The 15,754-nt window shown below is 71.7% G+C and carries 16 protein-coding genes; 6 read left to right on the forward strand and 10 right to left on the reverse strand.

Annotation, left to right across the window (positions count from 1 at the left end):
• Positions 1–124: 124 nt before the first annotated feature.
• Complete coding sequence (gene corA, locus ACIOC1_RS35220) at positions 125–1,108, reverse strand: magnesium/cobalt transporter CorA (protein ID WP_355347640.1); 984 nt, start codon at positions 1,106–1,108, stop codon at positions 125–127.
• Positions 1,109–1,301: 193 nt separating this feature from the next.
• On the opposite strand from corA, the gene ACIOC1_RS35225 reads away from it, so the two are divergent.
• From ACIOC1_RS35225 to ACIOC1_RS35235, 3 genes are all read left to right on the forward strand, one after another.
• A complete protein-coding gene (locus tag ACIOC1_RS35225; RefSeq protein ID WP_401858684.1) occupies positions 1,302–2,519 on the forward strand; it encodes an AAA family ATPase in 1,218 nt (405 codons plus the stop codon).
• A 118-nt stretch (positions 2,520–2,637) separates the two neighbouring features.
• Complete coding sequence (locus ACIOC1_RS35230; protein WP_355347634.1) at positions 2,638–3,279, forward strand: HAD-IIIA family hydrolase; 642 nt, start codon at positions 2,638–2,640, stop codon at positions 3,277–3,279.
• 140 nt (positions 3,280–3,419) lie between these two features.
• Positions 3,420–3,761 carry a hypothetical protein gene (locus tag ACIOC1_RS35235; RefSeq protein WP_355347631.1) on the forward strand — a complete coding sequence of 114 codons (342 nt, stop codon included), beginning with the start codon at positions 3,420–3,422 and terminating at the stop codon, positions 3,759–3,761.
• A gap of 54 nt (positions 3,762–3,815) precedes the next feature.
• On the opposite strand, the gene ACIOC1_RS35240 is transcribed toward ACIOC1_RS35235, so the two are convergent.
• Together ACIOC1_RS35240 and ACIOC1_RS35245 are read right to left on the reverse strand one after the other, a co-directional pair.
• On the reverse strand, positions 3,816–4,442 hold the full coding sequence (locus tag ACIOC1_RS35240) for a TetR/AcrR family transcriptional regulator (protein WP_401314529.1): 627 nt from the start codon (positions 4,440–4,442) through the stop codon (positions 3,816–3,818).
• Between the two features lie 114 nt (positions 4,443–4,556).
• Positions 4,557–4,808, reverse strand: coding sequence for a hypothetical protein (locus tag ACIOC1_RS35245; protein ID WP_355347625.1), 252 nt, complete (start codon positions 4,806–4,808; stop codon positions 4,557–4,559).
• A gap of 213 nt (positions 4,809–5,021) precedes the next feature.
• Between ACIOC1_RS35245 and ACIOC1_RS35250 the strand changes: the two genes are divergently transcribed.
• On the forward strand, positions 5,022–5,615 hold the full coding sequence (locus tag ACIOC1_RS35250) for a hypothetical protein (RefSeq protein WP_391052503.1): 594 nt from the start codon (positions 5,022–5,024) through the stop codon (positions 5,613–5,615).
• A gap of 126 nt (positions 5,616–5,741) precedes the next feature.
• On the opposite strand, the gene tkt is transcribed toward ACIOC1_RS35250, so the two are convergent.
• The 6 genes from tkt to ACIOC1_RS35280 all read right to left on the reverse strand — a co-directional run bounded on the left by tkt (position 5,742) and on the right by ACIOC1_RS35280 (position 12,341).
• The gene (gene tkt, locus ACIOC1_RS35255) at positions 5,742–7,856 is read right to left on the reverse strand and encodes a transketolase (protein ID WP_391052500.1); all 2,115 of its coding nucleotides are present in this window, start codon (positions 7,854–7,856) and stop codon (positions 5,742–5,744) included.
• Between the two features lie 52 nt (positions 7,857–7,908).
• Complete coding sequence (locus ACIOC1_RS35260; RefSeq protein ID WP_355347616.1) at positions 7,909–8,676, reverse strand: glucose 1-dehydrogenase; 768 nt, start codon at positions 8,674–8,676, stop codon at positions 7,909–7,911.
• The gene (locus tag ACIOC1_RS35265) at positions 8,673–9,383 is read right to left on the reverse strand and encodes a nucleoside/nucleotide kinase family protein (protein WP_355347614.1); all 711 of its coding nucleotides are present in this window, start codon (positions 9,381–9,383) and stop codon (positions 8,673–8,675) included. The genes ACIOC1_RS35260 and ACIOC1_RS35265 overlap by 4 nt, the downstream gene beginning before the upstream one ends.
• Positions 9,380–10,165 carry an ATP-binding cassette domain-containing protein gene (locus ACIOC1_RS35270; RefSeq protein ID WP_391128062.1) on the reverse strand — a complete coding sequence of 262 codons (786 nt, stop codon included), beginning with the start codon at positions 10,163–10,165 and terminating at the stop codon, positions 9,380–9,382. The genes ACIOC1_RS35265 and ACIOC1_RS35270 overlap by 4 nt, the downstream gene beginning before the upstream one ends.
• A 137-nt stretch (positions 10,166–10,302) precedes the next feature.
• Positions 10,303–11,316 (reverse strand): ABC transporter permease, encoded by a 1,014-nt coding sequence (locus ACIOC1_RS35275; protein WP_355347608.1) that lies wholly within the window; start codon positions 11,314–11,316, stop codon positions 10,303–10,305.
• Positions 11,313–12,341 (reverse strand): substrate-binding domain-containing protein, encoded by a 1,029-nt coding sequence (locus ACIOC1_RS35280; protein ID WP_355347605.1) that lies wholly within the window; start codon positions 12,339–12,341, stop codon positions 11,313–11,315. The genes ACIOC1_RS35275 and ACIOC1_RS35280 overlap by 4 nt, the downstream gene beginning before the upstream one ends.
• Positions 12,342–12,519: 178 nt before the next feature.
• Between ACIOC1_RS35280 and ACIOC1_RS35285 the strand changes: the two genes are divergently transcribed.
• Complete coding sequence (locus ACIOC1_RS35285) at positions 12,520–13,752, forward strand: ROK family protein (protein WP_355347602.1); 1,233 nt, start codon at positions 12,520–12,522, stop codon at positions 13,750–13,752.
• A 16-nt stretch (positions 13,753–13,768) separates the two neighbouring features.
• Here the strand turns inward: ACIOC1_RS35285 and ACIOC1_RS35290 are convergent, their stop codons facing one another.
• On the reverse strand, positions 13,769–14,323 hold the full coding sequence (locus ACIOC1_RS35290; RefSeq protein ID WP_355347598.1) for a TetR/AcrR family transcriptional regulator C-terminal ligand-binding domain-containing protein: 555 nt from the start codon (positions 14,321–14,323) through the stop codon (positions 13,769–13,771).
• A 75-nt stretch (positions 14,324–14,398) separates the two neighbouring features.
• On the opposite strand from ACIOC1_RS35290, the gene ACIOC1_RS35295 reads away from it, so the two are divergent.
• Positions 14,399–15,697, forward strand: coding sequence for an MFS transporter (locus ACIOC1_RS35295; protein WP_355347595.1), 1,299 nt, complete (start codon positions 14,399–14,401; stop codon positions 15,695–15,697).
• The last annotated feature ends 57 nt before the right edge of the window (positions 15,698–15,754 follow it).

Below are 15,754 nucleotides of genomic sequence, written 5' to 3' on the forward strand. Positions count from 1 at the left end.
CCCCTGAACGCCCACCGGTCGGGCACCGTCATCGGCCTCAAGGCCGAAGTCGGCACCTCCGTCTCCTCCGGCGCCGTCATCTGCGAAATCAAGGAGTGAACGGGACCGCCCGACCCGCACCGGCTCAGAGCCAGCCGCGCCGCTTGAACAGGAAGTACAGGAAGGTCACCACCGACGCCATCAGGCCGAGCACCGCCGGATAGCCCCAGACCTGGCGCAGCTCCGGCATGTGGTCGAAGTTCATGCCGTAGATCCCGGCGATCATCGTCGGGGCCGCCGCCATGGCCGCCCACGCGGAGATCTTGCGCATGTCGTCGTTCTGCCGCACACCCACCTGCGTCAGATGCGCCGCCAGGATGTCGGACAGCAGCCGGTCGAGCCCTTCCTCCGCCTCGTTGACGCGCGCCAGGTGGTCGGCGACATCGCGGAAGAACGGCTTGGTGCGCGCGTCCACGAACGGCGCGTTGCCGCCGGCCAGCCGGGCCATCGGCTCCGAGAGCGGACTGATGGCCCGGCGGAATTCCAGCACCTGGCGCTTGAAGGAGTAGATGACACCCGCCACCCGCGAGGAGTCGCCGCCGGTGGGGGAGAAGACCTGCTCCTCCAACTCCTCCAGATCCACTTGCAGCTCCGCGGCGATGTCCAGATAGTCGTCCACGACCGCGTCGCAGATCGCGTAGAGCACGGCCACCGGACCGTGCCGCAGCACCTCGGGGGACTTCTCCAAACGGGAACGGGCGTCGGCGGCCGTCTTCGCGTGCCCGTGCCGCACCGTCACCACGAAGGAGTCGCCGATGAAGATCATCAGCTCGTCGGCCGTGACGCGGCTCTTCTCGTCGTCGTAGCGCAACGGCCGCACGACCGTGAACAGCGCCCCGTCGTACGCTTCCATCTTCGGCCGCTGACGGGCCTTGAGCGCGTCCTCGACGGCCAGCGGATGCAGGTCGAACTCGGTGGCGACCCGGTCGAACTCGCTCGTCGTCGGCTCGTGCATGCCGATCCAGACGAAGCAGTTCCCCGACGCGCGGGCCTCGGCGAGCGCGTCGGACAGGTCGTCTGGCGTCTTCTCGCGACGACCGTCCCGGTAGATGGCGCAATCCACGATCACGCGGTGATCCCTTCGGTGAACGTCCGCGGCCGTACCACCCACGCCCGCGCGGCTCCCGGGCCCGTCCGGCCCTGGCCCGCTCCTGCCCGGAACGCGCCGCTTCATGGCCGGATCGCGCCTCCGCCGCGCCACGCCACCGCGCGACCCGCCCGGTCGGCGCGGAACCCGGCGGCGCGGCTGACAGACTGGCCGCATGCAGGACACCTCCTTCTCGCTGACCCGTGTCCGGCTGCGGCAGTACCGCAGCATCCCGGAAGCCGACGTGGCGCTCGGCCCGCTCGTCTTCCTGATCGGGCCCAACGGCTCGGGGAAGAGCAACTTCCTCGACGCCCTGCGCCTGGTCTCCGAGGGACTGCGGACCTCCCTCGACGAAGCACTCGACCGGCGCGGCGGCGTCGCGCAGGTCCGCCGCAGGTCGGCGGGACACCCGACCCGCTTCAGCGTCGACCTCGACTTCCGCGGCCCGCACGGCGACGGCGGCTACGGAATCCAGGTCGCGGCCGAACGCGGCGGCGGCTTCCGTATCGTGCGCGAGCACTGCACCGTACGGGCCGCCGCCGCCGCCCGCGACGGCGCGGGCACCGCACCGGCCGAGGCCGCCTACCGGGTGGACGACGGGGTGCTGACCTCCAGCACCGAGTCCGGTATGCCCGCGGCCGACCGTCACCGCCTGCTGCTCGCCGACCTCGCCACCCGCAAGCCCTTCAAGTACGTCCACGACGGCCTCGCCGACATCGGCGTGTTCACCCTCAACCCGGAGGCCATGCGCGAGCCGCGGACGCCCGGATCCGGTCAACTCCTCCAGCGCGACGGCTCCGACATCGCCGCGGTAGTGCACCGGCTGGGCCGGAGCGCGCGCGGCCGGGAGGACAAGGCGCGGATCGAGAGCTATCTGCGGCAGATCGTGCCGGGCATCCACGGCGTGACCCGGCGCACGCGCGGGGGCCGCGAGATCCTGGAGTTCACCCAGGACGTGCCCGGCGCCAAGGCGCCCTGGCGGTTCGGCGCGCCCTCCGTCTCCGACGGCACCCTGCGCGCACTCGGCGTCCTCACCTCGCTGTTCACCCCCGCGGGCGGCGCCTACAGCACGGTGGCCGTCGAGGAGCCCGAGACCGCCCTGCACCCCACGGCGACCGGCGCGCTGCTGGCCGCGCTGCGGGACGCCAGCGACCGCCGCCAGGTCATCGCGACCAGCCACAGTCCCGACCTCCTCGACACCGACGAGATCGACCCGGCGGAGCTGCTCGCCGTCCGCGCGCCCGGCGGCCGTACCGTCATCGCCCCGCTCGACGCGCCCGCCACCTTCGCGCTCCGCGCCCAGCTCCACACCCCCGGCCAACTGCTGCGCGCCGACCAGCTCCTGCCGCACCCGTCCCCGCCCGCGGGGGAAGAGCGCACGCGTGTGAGGTGAGACGGGCCGCCGTCCGCCCGCCCCGCGCGTCCACCGGTGAGCCGACGGCCGCCACGACGGAGTGAAGGACCGGTCGTGGCGCGCCGGGCGGCGCGGCGGCTGCCCTAGGGTGACGACGATGACTACCACGATCGTGTTCGACATCGGCGAGACCCTGATTTCCGACGCGCGGCACTGGGCGGGCTGGGCCGACTGGCTCGGCGTCCCGTCACACACCGTCTCGGCCCTGGTGGGAGCGGTCGTCGCCGAAGGGCGCGACGACGGCGACGCGCTACGGCTGATCACCCCCGGCCTCGACATCCCCGCCGCCTACGCCGCCAGGGAGGCGGCCGGGCGGGGCGAGCACCTGGACGAGACGGATCTGTACCCGGACGTCCGCCCCGCGCTGGCCCGGCTGCGGGAGGCCGGAATCAAGGTGCTCGCCGCCGGCAACCAGACCGCCCGGGTCGGGGAGCTGCTGCGCGGCCTCGACCTGCCGCTCGACCTGGTCGCCACCTCCGCGGAATGGGCCGTCGCCAAACCGAGCCCCGGCTTCTACGCGAAGGTCGTCGAGGTCGCGGGGGCCGAACCCGAAGAGATCCTCTACGTCGGCGACCACCCCGGCAACGACGTCTTCCCCGCGAAGCGCGCGGGACTGCGCGTCGCCCACCTGCGCCGCGGGCCCTGGGGCCACCTGTGGGCCGACGACCCCGACGTGGCCGCCGCCGCGGACTGGCGGATCAACTCCCTGACCGAACTCGTCGCCATCGCGTCCCGCTGACCGGCATCGGCACCGGCATCGGAACCGGCACCGGCATGGGCACCGGCACCGGCATCGGAAGCCGTACCGCGCGCGGACCGCGACGGGATTGATCATCCGTTCCGTGGGGAGGCGGAGGAATGACGAGAGAGGGCGGGGACATGAGCACGAGCTACCAGGACGGCTGGATCGAGTGCACACCTGACGCGCTCCGGATCCGCGGCTACTACTTCCCCTGGGGCACCAAGACGATTCCGTACGCGTCGATCCGCACGGTCACCCGCGTGAAGATGGGCGTGTTCAGCGGGCAGGGCCGCATCTGGGGCACCGCGAACCCCCGTTACTGGGCGAGCCTCGATCCGCGGCGGCTGTCCAAGACGGAAGGTCTCGTCCTGGACACCGGGAAATTCGTCCGGCCCTTCATCACCCCGGACGATCCGGCGGCCGTCGAGAGCATCCTGCGCGAGCGCTCCGGCGCCGGACCGGACGACCGGGATTCCTAGGGCCTGACCGATCCCGTACGCCTGTCCGCAGCGGGGCCGATCGTACGGAGGGCGTCAGCCGAGCGCACCCGCCACCGTCACGGCGGGCCCGGTCCGGCCGACGTCACCGGTCCCCGCCGCGATCAGCGCCGAGGCGGCGGCCCGGGCGGCGACGGCCGCCGATGGGTCGCGGTCCATCCGGGCGGAGATCCCGGCGCCGTCGTAGAGCAGATGGAGCTGGCGGCCCAGCGACCGCGGGTCGGCGGCGCCCGCCTCACCGGCGAGGCGGGTGAACAACTCCCGTAGCCAGGCACGGTAGTTGTCCGCGGCCTCCTCCACGAGACTGCCGGGACCGGCCTCCGCGCCGGCCCGGACGAAGGCGCAGCCGTGGAAGTCCGGTTCCCCGAAGAGCGCGCCCTGCGCCTCGAAGACCGCCAGCAGCCGCTCGCGCGGAGTGTCGCGGCTGTCGACCGCGTCGGTGATCCGCTGGGTGATGCCCGCGTGGCGGCTGTCGAGGTAGGCCCGGATGAGCTGTTCCTTGCCGCCGAAGGTGTTGTACAGCGACGCCTTGGCCACGCCCGCGTGCTCGATGACCCGGTCGATGCCGACGCTCCGCACGCCCTCGGCGTAGAACAGCTCGTCCGCGGCGGCGAGCAGTCGCTCACGCGCCGACGGCTTCGTGGTGGTCCGGGAAGTCGCCATGGCCGTCACCTTTCGGACAGATCTGTCTGCGTTATGCCCCGGCGGCGGGACAAGCCCGGGGGCGGCGAGCCGGGACGGTCAGGGGGGCGGTCGCGCCCGGCCCGGGGTCCGAGGTCACACGGCCGGCCGGGGGGACTGCTCGGAGGCGGCCCAGGTCAGTTGCTTGAGCTCCATCCGGGCGGCCGGAGCCGTTCCGGGCAGCGACGCCCAGTAGGGATGGGTGGAGATCCGGACGGAGAGCCTTTGCAGGCGGCGCCGGAGCACGGTGGTCTGTGTACCGGCGGGAGCGTCGGCGAGCAGGCGGTAGGTGATGTACCAGTCGCGCTGCGCCTCGATGAGATCAGCGGGGAAGTCGTGCTGCTTCATGGGGGCAATCCTGGCACGTGTTCGAATATTTGTGCGAGTCCATCTCGTCACGTTCGTACGACAGCCGCCCCTCCGCCGCCGGTGGCCGGGGACACGGCCGGGTGGAGAGGCGGTGGAGGGGCGGAGAATGGGGGAGAGGGGGACAATCGGGGTGTTCGCCCGCGTGTCGCGGCTCACGCGCCGCGGCTCGCCCTCGGTGGAGGAGGTCCGGACATGAACGAGGCAACGCGACGGCAGGGCGCGACCGTGTGGGACCCGGCGACGGACGGCGGCACCGCGGGCCATGGCATGGGGGACCGGCCCAAGGGGCCGCACAACATCCAGAACCACTCCGAGGAGTTCGACCAGTCGGTCCGGGACGCGGAGACCGAGGCCGCCACCGCCGACCGGGCCCGCTTCCACGGCGTGTCCGTCCGGCTGCTGGAGTCGGGCACGGCGGTGCACGACATGATCCAGGCGCTGTTCAACAGGGAGACGACCGCCCCGGCCGATCTGCGGCCGGTGGCCGACGCCTTCCGTCGGCACTGCGCCGCCAAGGACGCCACGGCGGGGCGCGCGCTGGAGTCACACCCGCCGGTCGCCGAGGCGGTCAGGCGCGACCGCGAGGAGGGCGCGTACCTCCTCGCCCTCCTCGACGGCTCCATCGCGTCGCCGGGTCCGGCCGGAACGCGCGCCCAGACCGTCAACGGTGTGCTGGCCGACATCGACCAGTTCCTCGGCCACGAACAGCGCGACTTCATCCCGCTGATCGAGCGTGAACTCCCGGTCTCGCAGAGCAACCGCCTGGCCGCCTCCTTCGACGGCTGACGGCTGACTACTGACTACTGACGGCCGGAGGACGACGCGTACGCCTGACGCCTGCGACGCCTGCGCCCCACACCTGCGCGTACGCCCGAACCCCGCGCTCCGACCGGCGGCCCCGCTGCGGCCTCACTACCTGCCCATCAGCTCCCGCGCCGCCGACGCGACCGCGTCCGCCGTCAGCCCGAAGTGCTCGTAGAGTTCGGCGGCCGACGCCGACGCGCCGAACTCCTGGACGCCGATCGACCGGCCGTCGAGGCCGATCAGGTCGTACCAGCCCTGACCGACGCCCGCCTCGACCGCGATCCGGCGGCGTACGCCCGGCGGGATGACGCTGTCGCGGTACGCCGCGTCCTGCGCGTCGAACCACTCACGGCACGGCATCGACACGACGCGCGCCCGTATCCCGTCCGCGGCCAGCGCCCGCGCCGCGGCGACGGCGAGCTGCACCTCGGACCCGGTGGCGATGACCACGACGTCCGGGTCGGCCGGACCGGCCGACGGGTCCGCGACGGGCGCCTCGTACCGTACGTAACCGCCCCTGACCGCCTCGGCGGCCGAGCCGAACCCGTCCGTGCCGTCGGGGAAGACCGGCAGGTCCTGACGGCTGAGGCTGAAACCGGTCGGCCCGGCGGACCCGGCCGCGCCGAGCACCTTCCACAGGGCGACGGCCGTCTCGTTGGCGTCACCGGGCCGCACGATGTCCAGGCCCGGTATCGCGCGCAGGGACGCCAGGTGCTCGACCGGCTGGTGGGTCGGGCCGTCCTCGCCGAGGCCGATGGAGTCGTGCGTCCACACGTAGAGCGTCGGCAGCTTCATCAGCGCGGCGAGCCGTACCGCCGGGCGCATGTAGTCGCTGAAGACGAGGAAGGTGCCGCCGTAGGGACGGCTGAGGCCCGACAGCGCGATGCCGTTCATCGCGGCGGCCATGAAGTGCTCGCGGATTCCCCAGTGGACGGTGCGTCCCGCCGGGTCGGCGCCGGGCTGCGCGCTCGACGCCGGAAGGAAGGACGAACTGCCCTCCACCGTCGTGTTGTTGGAGTCGCCGAGGTCGGACGAGCCGCCCCACAGCTCGGGCAGTTCCGCCGCCGCCGCGTTCAACGCCCGCCCGAACGCCTTCCGCGTGGCCACCTGCGTGTCCGCCGCGAAGACCGGACGCGCGTCCTCGAAGGCGGCGGGGAGCCCCTTGGCCGTCAGCCGGTCGAGCAGCGCCCGCCCGTCCGGATTTCCGCGCGCCCACGCGTCGAACGCCGCGTCCCACTCCCGGTGGGCCGCCGATCCCGCCGCGCGCGCCGCCGACGTCAGCCGGTCGTGGAGATCGGCCGATACGTCGAAGGCGGTGTCCGGGTTCACGCCGAGGACGGACTTCGCCGCGCGGACCGCGTCGGCCCCGAGAGCGGAGCCGTGCGACTTCGCGGTGTTCTGCGCGCCGGGCACCGGCCAGGAGATGATGCTGCGCATCAAGACGATCGACGGCCGCGTCGTCTCGGCGGCGGCTTCCTCCAGCGCCCGCGACAGTGCGGACACGTCGATGTCGCCGTCGGCCGCGAGGCCGACCCGCTGCACGTGCCATCCGTACGCCTCGTAGCGGGCGCCGACGTCCTCGCTCGTGGCCAGGTCCGTGCTGCCCTCGATGGAGATCCGGTTGTCGTCGTAGACGACGACGAGGTTGCCCAGGCGCTGGTGCCCCGCGAAGGAACCGGCCTCGGCGCTGATGCCCTCCTGGATGTCGCCGTCGGAGCACAGGACGAACACCCGGTGGTCGAAGGGGCTTGTCCCCTCGGGCGCGTCGGGGTCGAGCAGGCCGCGCTCGCGGCGGGCGCCCATCGCCATGCCGACCGCGGTAGCGATGCCCTGGCCGAGCGGCCCGGTCGTGGTCTCCACACCCGGCGTGTGCCCCCACTCGGGGTGCGCAGGGGTGAGGCTGCCGCGCTTCCGGTAGGCGCGCAGGTCGTCCAGCGTGAGCGGATATCCGGCGAGGTAGAGCTGGATGTACAGCGTGAGGCTGGAGTGACCGCAGGACAGGACGAACCGGTCCCGCCCGCGCCACCGGGGGTCGGCGGGGTCGTGGCGCAGGAAGCGCCGGAATATCAGATGGGCGGCGGGCGCCAGGCTGACGGCGGTGCCGGGGTGACCGTGGCCCGCCTCCTGCACGGCGTCCATGGCCAGGACGCGGGCGGTGGTCACGGCCCGCTGGTCGTCCTCGGTCCAGGGTATGTGGGCATGCTGAACGTACGTGCTCGTCACGAGCGCTCCTTCGACACGAAAAGGGGGTGCGGGCGGGGCGGGGCCCGCCGGCTCACCAGAGGGTGTAGCCGCCGTCGATGACGAGGATCTCGCCGGTGACGAAGGACGAGGCGGGGCTGGCCAGGTAGAGCGCGGCCGGGGCGATCTCCGACGCCTGCGCGTACCGCTGCATGGGCACTTCGTCGATCCAGTAGTGCTTGTACTCGGGCAGGTCGATGTCCGAGATCTCGGTCTTCGTGTAACCGGGCGCGATCGCGTTGACCCGTACCGACCTCGGCGCCCACTCGGCGGCCAGGGACTTGGTCAGGTGGTGCACCCCGGCCTTGGACACGGCGTAAGGGGCGTGCCACTGCGGGCGGTTGATGATCATGCCGGACATGGAGCCGACGTTGACGATCGATCCGGTGCCGCGCTCGACCATCGACTCGCCGACGACCTGGCTGACCTTCCAGACCGCGTCGAGGTTGGTGGCCATCACACGGTCCCAACTGTCGTCGTCGATGGTCAGGGACTCGCCGTGGATGCCGATGCCCGCGTTGTTGATCAGGACGTCGACCGGGCCGAGCTCCGCGGTGACCCGCTCGTTCATGGCCACGATGTCCGCGCGGCTGGTGACGTCGGTCCTCGTCGAGATCGCGGTGGCGCCCAGCGCGGTGAGTTCGGCGACGGCCTCGGCGTTGCGCGCCTCGTCCCGGCCCGCGATGGCGACGGACGCGCCCGCTTCCGCCAGCGCGGTGGCGATGGCCTTGCCGATACCGCGGTTTCCGCCGGTGACGACGGCGACCTTGCCGTTCAGCCGGAACTGGTCCAGGACACTCATGCCGATTGCTCCTCGGTTGACGTCGGCGCTGACTGCGCGTCGGGCACCCGGACGATCCGGTCCGCGCGGGTGCGGGTTGCGTGAATGAGTTCTGCGTTGCGCTGGTCGGAGCCGTGCGACCGCTCGTACGCCTCCGCCGCCGACCGGCCGTACCGCATGTGCCGGGCGATCAGCCGTTCCATGCGCACGTCCTCGTCGGGGTCGACGTACCAGCACGCGTCGAGCAGCGGCTGTACGGCTCCCCACCGGGGCCCGTCGACCAGCAGGTAGTTGCCCTCGGTGACGACCAGCGGGACGTCACGGGGGACGGGCACCGCGCAGGCTATGGACTCCTCGATGGCGCGGTCGAAGAACGAGGCGTAGACGACCTCTTCGTCGCGGGCGCGCAGCCGGCGCAGGAGGTTGATGTAACCGGCCGCGTCGAAGGTGTCGGCGGCCCCCTTGGAGGCGTGGCGGCCGAGCCGGTGCAGTTCGGCGTTGGCCAGGTGGAAGCCGTCGAGGCTGACGAGCACCGCCTGGTCACCGAGCGCGTTCACCAGGGCTTCGGCGAGAGTGGACTTCCCGGAGCCGGGCGCGCCCGTGATACCGAGGATCCGGCGCTGCCCGGAAGTGATCAGCGCCCGGGCCGAGTCGATGAGGGCGTCGTAGTCCGCGCCGTCGGCCCCGGGATTGTGCTGGGGGTCGGCGGCCGGTCCTGGGGGGTTCAATTTTCGCCTTTCGAGAGATCCGTCGGTGCCGCGTGCGCGCCCTGCGGGGCGGAGTCCCCGGCGGGTGCTTCCACGCCCACGAGGGTGTCCGGCGCCTTGGCGCCGGTCATGACGGCGACGGCTTCTTCCATGCTGGTGTCGTTCTTGTCGACCAGGGCGATACGCCGCCCCAGCCGGTGGATGTGGATCCGGTCCGCGACCTCGAAGACGTTCGGCATGTTGTGGCTGATGAGCACCACCGGCAGGCCGTTGTCGCGGACGCGCAGGATCAGGTCGAGGACCTGGTTCGTCTCGCGCACGCCGAGCGCGGCGGTCGGTTCGTCCATCACCACGACGCGGGTCGCCCACGCGGCGACGCGCGCCACCGCGACGGCCTGCCGCTGCCCGCCGGAGAGCGTCTCGACCTTCTGCCGGATGGACTGGACGCGGATGCCCAGGTCCGCCATCTGCTGGGCCGAGCCGCGGCGCATGGCGCCCTTGTCCAACTGCCGGAAGACCGTGCCGAGTACGCCGCGACGGCGCTGCTCCCGGCCGAGGTAGAGATTCTGCGAGATGTCCAGGGCCGGGGCCACGCCCAGCTCCTGGTACACCGTCTCGATGCCCGCCCTGCGCGCGTCGAGCGGGCTGCGGAACTGCACTTCCTCGCCGTTCAGACGCAGGGTGCCGGAGCCGGGGACGACCGCGCCGGTCAGCGATTTGATCAGCGTCGACTTGCCCGCGCCGTTGTCCCCGATGACGGCCAGGATCTCGCCGGGCCGCAGGTCGAAGTCGGTGTTGTCCATGGCCACGACGTGGCCGTAGTGCTTGGTGAGGCCGCGGCCCTCCAGCACCTTCGGCTGGGACCCGGACTCGGCGGGCTGGGACCCGGTGGGGGTGTACCTGCCGGGAGCGGACCCGTCGGGCAGGGATGCGGAGTGCGTCATCGCGACTGCCTCCTTCGTACGAGTTGGTCGACGCCGACCGCGACGACCACCAGGACACCGGTGGCGACCTGCTGGTAGAGCGAGTCGATACCGGCCTGGGTGAGGCCGTTCTGCAGCACGGTCACGATCAGCGCGCCGATGAACGTTCCGATGACGCCGCCGCGACCGCCGAACAGGCTGGTGCCGCCGATGACGACCGCGGTGATGCTGTCGAGGTTGGCGGTCGAGTAACCGCTCGGGTCGGCGGTCGGGGTACGGCCGAGCGCCTGCCAGGCGGCGAAGACGTAGACGACCGCGGCGACCATGTACACCCCGAGGAGCAGGCGCTTGACCTTGATCCCGGCGAGTTCGGCGGCCTTGTGGTTGTCACCGAGGGCGTAGACCCGCGTGCCCCAGGAGGTCTGTCCGAGGGCGTAGGCCAGGACGGCGGTGAGGCCGATCCAGAGCATCACGCCGTAGGTGATCGTCACCCCGCCGACCGTCACACCGTTGTTGAGGCAGGTCAGCAGGCTGGAGTTGATCGGGTACGTCTGCGACGAGGTGTAGAGCCGGGCCGCCGCGGCCACCACGGACATCACGCCGAGGGTGACGATGAACGGTGGCAGTCTCAGCAGCGAGACCAGCGCGCCGTTGACCGAGCCGACCGCCACGCACACCACCAGGCCGACCAGCAGCGCCAGGGCCGGGTTGTTGTGGACGGCGATCTTGCCGATCACGACAGAACCGAGCACCATGATCGCGCCGTTGGCCAGGTCGATGCCCGACGTCAGGATGATCAGGGTCTGTCCGAGGGCGAGGGTGCCGACCACGACGGACTGCTGGGCGATCAGCGACAGATTCTCCGAGTTGAAGAACGTGCTGGTCGACAGCGTGAAGACGATCACCGCGACGATCAGGGCGGCGAGCGGTCCGGCGATCTGGTTGCCGGCGAAGGCGCGGAGCAGGCTGCCGCGCGAGATCCCCGTCTCCAGCGCCTCCGCGTCCGCGTCATGCGTCGTCGTTCCGGTCACTTCGGACCCCAGCAGTGGTCGAGGCCCCAGGCGGAGGTCTCGGAGGCGATGCCCTTGACCGGCTTGTCGGTGATCAGGACGGTGCCCGAGTCGGTGACGCCGGCCTTCGGCTTGGTGCCGTCCTTGATGTAGGCGGCGGCGGCCTCGACGGCCATCTCACCCATCTTGCTGGGGAACTGCATGGCGGTGGCGCCGATGACGCCGTTCTTCACGTCCTGGACGCCGGAGCACGCGCCGTCGACCGAGACCAGCGTGGTCTTGCCCGCGAGGCCCTTGTTCTTGATGGCGGTGTAAGCGCCGTGCGCGGTCGGCTCGTTGATCGTGTAGACGACGTTGATGTCGGGGTGGGCCGACAGCAGGTTCTCCATCGCGGACTGCCCGGTGTCGATCGTGCCCTGGGTGAGCGCGGTGCCCGCCACCTGCGGCGACTTGGCGGTGATGCCGTAGCCCTCGAGGAAGCCGTCGTGGCGTCCCTTGGCCGGACCGTCGGACAGGTCGAAGTCGAGCATCGCGATGTGCGGGTCCTGCGGCGAGGACGCCTTGGCCCACTGGCCGATGAGCTTTCCCGCGGCGACGTTGTCGGTCGCGTAGGTGGCGTCGGCGGCGCTCTCCGGCGACAGCGGCGAGTTGACGGTCATCACGAGGATGCCCTTGTCCCTCGCCTGCTTCACCACGCCGTTGAGCGCGGTCGCGTTGGCCGGGGTGAGCACGATGGCCTTGACCTTGTTGGCGATCATGTTCTCGATGGCGGTCACCTGGGTGGCGGAGTCACCGGGCACCTTGGCCTCGGCCTTCATGACCTTCCAGCCCTTGGCCTTGGCGGCGGCCTCGGTCGCCTTCTCCAGGGTGCCGAAGAACGGGTTGCTCAGGTTCAGCTCGACGATGCCGATCGTGACCGCTCCGCCGGAACTGCCGGTGGTGCTGCCGCTGCTCGAACTGCACCCCGCGACGGCGAGGGCACAGGTTCCGGCCAGGGCCATGACTCCGAGCTGTGCCGGTCTGCTGGCCCATCGGGTGATCTTCATGGGGTTCCTCCTGGATGCGGGGCCGTTAACTCGGCCAGTCGGCAGAGCACGGGGCGATGACAGAGATATTTCGCAATGTTTCACTGACTGTCAAGCAGAAATATTTATCTTTTGTCTTTCCACCGACAAAAGAACGTGCTTCACTAAGCTCTGGCCGACGTCCGAGACCGGGAGTGAGATGACTGCGACGACCAGTACGACGACAGGCGGCCCGTCACCGTGGCGGGCCGACGAGGGGCCTGGAAGAATCCTGGAACTCATCACCACGGGCCAGGCCCGCACGCGGTCCGCCCTCACCCAGGTCACGGGCCTGTCCCGGTCCACGGTCGGCCAGCGGCTCGACGCGCTGTTCGCCGCCGACCTGATCCGCGAGGGCGCGGAGAACGTGCCCTCGCGCGGCCGGCCGTCCAAGACGCTCCAGCTCAACCACGCGGCGATGCTGATGATCGGCGTGGACATCGGCGAGGAGCGGACCCGTATCGCGGTCACCGACCTCAACACCAACATCCTGGTCGACCGGGTCGAACGACTCGCCCTCGGTGAGGGCCCCGACGTCCTGCTCGACAAGATCACCGAGACCGTGCGCGACATGATCGTCCAGGCCGGACTGGGCGACATACCGGTGGCGGGCATCGGCCTCGGCCTGCCCGCGCCCGTGGACTACGACGCGGGCAAGGTGCTCGGCTGGTCGATCATGTCCGGCTGGGACGGCTACGACATCCGCGGCCACCTGCGCAGGACCTGGCAGGTCCCGATCCTGATCGACAACGACGTCAATCTGCTCACCCTGGCCGAGCACCGGCGGTTCTGGCGCGACGAGCCGCACCTGCTCTACATCAAGGCCGGTACGGGGGTCGGCAGCGGCATGGTGATCGGCGGCCAGATCAACCGCGGCGCCCAGGGCGCGGCGGGCGACATCGGCCACGCGCACATCGGCGGCTTCGGCGACCCCCAGTGCCGCTGCGGGAACCTCGGCTGCCTGGAGGCCCTGATCGGCGGCTGGGCCCTGGCCCGCGACCTGCGCAGCCGCCAGCACAGCGACAGCCACGACGCGCGCTATGTCGTCACCCAGGTCAAGCGCGGCGACACCGAGGCCGTCGCCAGCCTGCGGGCCGCGGGCCGCGTCCTCGGCGAGATGGTCGCCTACGCCACCAGCCTGCTCAACCCCGACGTCATCGTCCTCGGCGGCATGCTCGGCACCACCGGCGACCACCTGCTGGCAGGCGTGCGCGAGGTGATCTACCAGCGCTCACTCCCGCTGGCCACCCGGCAGTTGCGCATCGTGCCCACCCGCTACAAGTCCCGCGCCGGGATCGCGGGCGCGGGCTATCTCGTCCGCGACCACGTCCTGAATCCCGCGACCCTCGACATCACCCTGGCCGCCGGAGGCTCCCCGATCGCGGTGACGTGACCTCCGGCCCCGGCGGTTACGTGGTCGCCAGCAGCGTGGCGACCAGGCCGCGCGCCCATGCGCTGGAAGCGGGCCGGGCGCTGAAGATCGCGCGGTAGTACAGCGGGCCGAGCAGCGTGTCGACCGCGCGCTCCAAGGACGGGACCTTGCCGCCGCGCGCCTGCTCGCGCTCGATGATCGCGCGGAGCTGGTCGTGCCGGTCGGCCGTGCACGCGCAGCCGCCCTCCGGGCCCGAGCCGATCGTCGCGCGCATCAGCGCCAGCACGTCGGGGTCGGCGAGGTCGGTGGCGACGTCGCCCATCCACCGCTCCAGGTCACCGGCCAGCGAGCCGGAGTCGGGTACGACGATGTCGCCGCTGAACCTGCTGGTCGCGACGTCGGCCAGGAGCTGCGCCACCGAACCCCAGCGCCGGTAGACGGTGGTGGGGTGCACCCCGGCGCGCGCGGCGACGGCGGGAATGGTGAGCGCGTCGCCCGGTTCCGTGGCGAGCGATTCCTCGACGGCTCGGTGCACTGCGGCCCGTACGCGTGCGGAACGGCCACCGGGACGGGTCTGGACTGCTTCGGTCATGCGGAAATTATCGCACCAATCGCTGCGTTAGCATGAACGTCGCTAACGCAACGATCACTGCAATCGGAGAGTCGTATGACCGGCGCGCTGACGCCCCAAGAGAAGAGCCCCGCGTCCCCGGGTGTCACGTCCCGGGGCGCCGAGCCCGTGGCGATACCGGGCGCGGGGAACGGCTCCCGGCGGCGCGGCCTGAGCCGTCCCGTCGCCTTCGCCGCCATCGCCGCGATCTTCATCCTGTTCATGGCGGCGTCGAGCGCGCCGTCCCCGCTCTACGTCGTCTACCAGCACGAATGGAACTTCTCCGCGTCCATGCTGACCACCGTCTTCGCGGTGTACGTCGTCGGCATGATCGGCGCGCTGCTGGTGCTCGGGGCGCTGTCGGACCACATCGGCCGCCGCCCCGTCCTCGTCTCGGCCATCGCGCTCGAAGCCGTCGCGATGCTGCTGTTCATCGTCGCGGGAGACGTCTCCGTGCTGCTGGTGGCCCGCTTCGTCCAGGGCATCGCCACCGGCGCGGCCATGACGACACTCGGCGCGACCCTGGTCGACCTCAACCCGCCGCACGCACCGCACCGCGCCGGAGTCATCAGCGGCGCCGCCCCCACCTTCGGCCTCGGAGTGGGCGCGCTCGGCTGCGGCTTCCTCGTGCAGTACGGCCCGCACCCGACCCGCCTGGTCTACGTACTCCTGCTCGCCGGTCTGGTGCTCGCGGGCCTGCTCGTCTCCCTGCTGCCCGAGACCTCGCAGCGGCGGCCCGGCGCGGCGCGCTCGCTGCAACCGCGCCTCGGCGTCGCCCCCCGGCTCCGCGCCGACCTCGTCGGACTCGTGCCGATCCTCGTCGCGAGCTGGGCGCTGGGCGGTCTGTACCTCGCGCTCGGCCCCTCGGTCGCGGTGGGACTGTTCGGCCTGTCCAGCCACGTCATCGGCGGACTCGTCGTCACCCTGCTGTGCGGACCGGCCTCGATCACCGCCTTCGCCCTGCGCGGCTGGCCCACCGAACGCACCCTCGCGCTCGGCGCCGCCCTGCTGGTCACCGGCACCGCCGTCGGCCTGGCCGGAGTGCAGGCCGAGTCGGTCACCACGGCCGCCCTCGGCACCGCCGTCGCCGGTGTCGGCTTCGGCGCCGCCGGTCTGGCCAGCTTCGGCACCCTCGCCCGGATCGCCGAACCGGCCGAGCGCGGCGAACTCTTCGCCGTCGCCTTCGTGATCTCCTACCTCGCCTTCAGCATCCCCGCCGTGGTCGCCGGATTCGCCACCACCGACGTCGGCCTCCACCGCACCGCCGTCGTCTACAGCGCGGCCGTCATCGTCTTCGGCGCCCTCGCCCTGATCGCCCAACGCGTCCGTATCAGCCGCACGGCGGCGAACGCGTAGCACCGACGCGCGGCGCCCACCCGCAGCACCCGCGGTCCTCGGCCCCACGGCCGAGGA

The sequence above is a fragment of the Streptomyces sp. NPDC088197 genome (assembly GCF_044741185.1).
Taxonomy (GTDB): Bacteria; Actinomycetota; Actinomycetes; order Streptomycetales; family Streptomycetaceae; genus Actinacidiphila.

Excerpts from the sequence above, each read along its gene's own strand:
- ACIOC1_RS35285 (WP_355347602.1), top strand. The coding sequence starts at position 12,520 with ATGACTGCGACGACCAGTACGACGACAGGCGGCCCGTCACCGTGGCGG.
- ACIOC1_RS35235 (WP_355347631.1), top strand. The coding sequence starts at position 3,420 with ATGAGCACGAGCTACCAGGACGGCTGGATCGAGTGCACACCTGACGCG.
- ACIOC1_RS35240 (WP_401314529.1), bottom strand. The coding sequence starts at position 4,442 with ATGGCGACTTCCCGGACCACCACGAAGCCGTCGGCGCGTGAGCGACTG.
- ACIOC1_RS35295 (WP_355347595.1), top strand. The coding sequence starts at position 14,399 with ATGACCGGCGCGCTGACGCCCCAAGAGAAGAGCCCCGCGTCCCCGGGT.
- ACIOC1_RS35230 (WP_355347634.1), top strand. The coding sequence starts at position 2,638 with ATGACTACCACGATCGTGTTCGACATCGGCGAGACCCTGATTTCCGAC.
- ACIOC1_RS35245 (WP_355347625.1), bottom strand. The coding sequence starts at position 4,808 with ATGAAGCAGCACGACTTCCCCGCTGATCTCATCGAGGCGCAGCGCGAC.
- ACIOC1_RS35260 (WP_355347616.1), bottom strand. The coding sequence starts at position 8,676 with ATGAGTGTCCTGGACCAGTTCCGGCTGAACGGCAAGGTCGCCGTCGTC.
- ACIOC1_RS35290 (WP_355347598.1), bottom strand. The coding sequence starts at position 14,323 with ATGACCGAAGCAGTCCAGACCCGTCCCGGTGGCCGTTCCGCACGCGTA.
- ACIOC1_RS35280 (WP_355347605.1), bottom strand. The coding sequence starts at position 12,341 with ATGAAGATCACCCGATGGGCCAGCAGACCGGCACAGCTCGGAGTCATG.
- ACIOC1_RS35250 (WP_391052503.1), top strand. The coding sequence starts at position 5,022 with ATGAACGAGGCAACGCGACGGCAGGGCGCGACCGTGTGGGACCCGGCG.
- ACIOC1_RS35225 (WP_401858684.1), top strand. The coding sequence starts at position 1,302 with ATGCAGGACACCTCCTTCTCGCTGACCCGTGTCCGGCTGCGGCAGTAC.
- ACIOC1_RS35270 (WP_391128062.1), bottom strand. The coding sequence starts at position 10,165 with ATGGACAACACCGACTTCGACCTGCGGCCCGGCGAGATCCTGGCCGTC.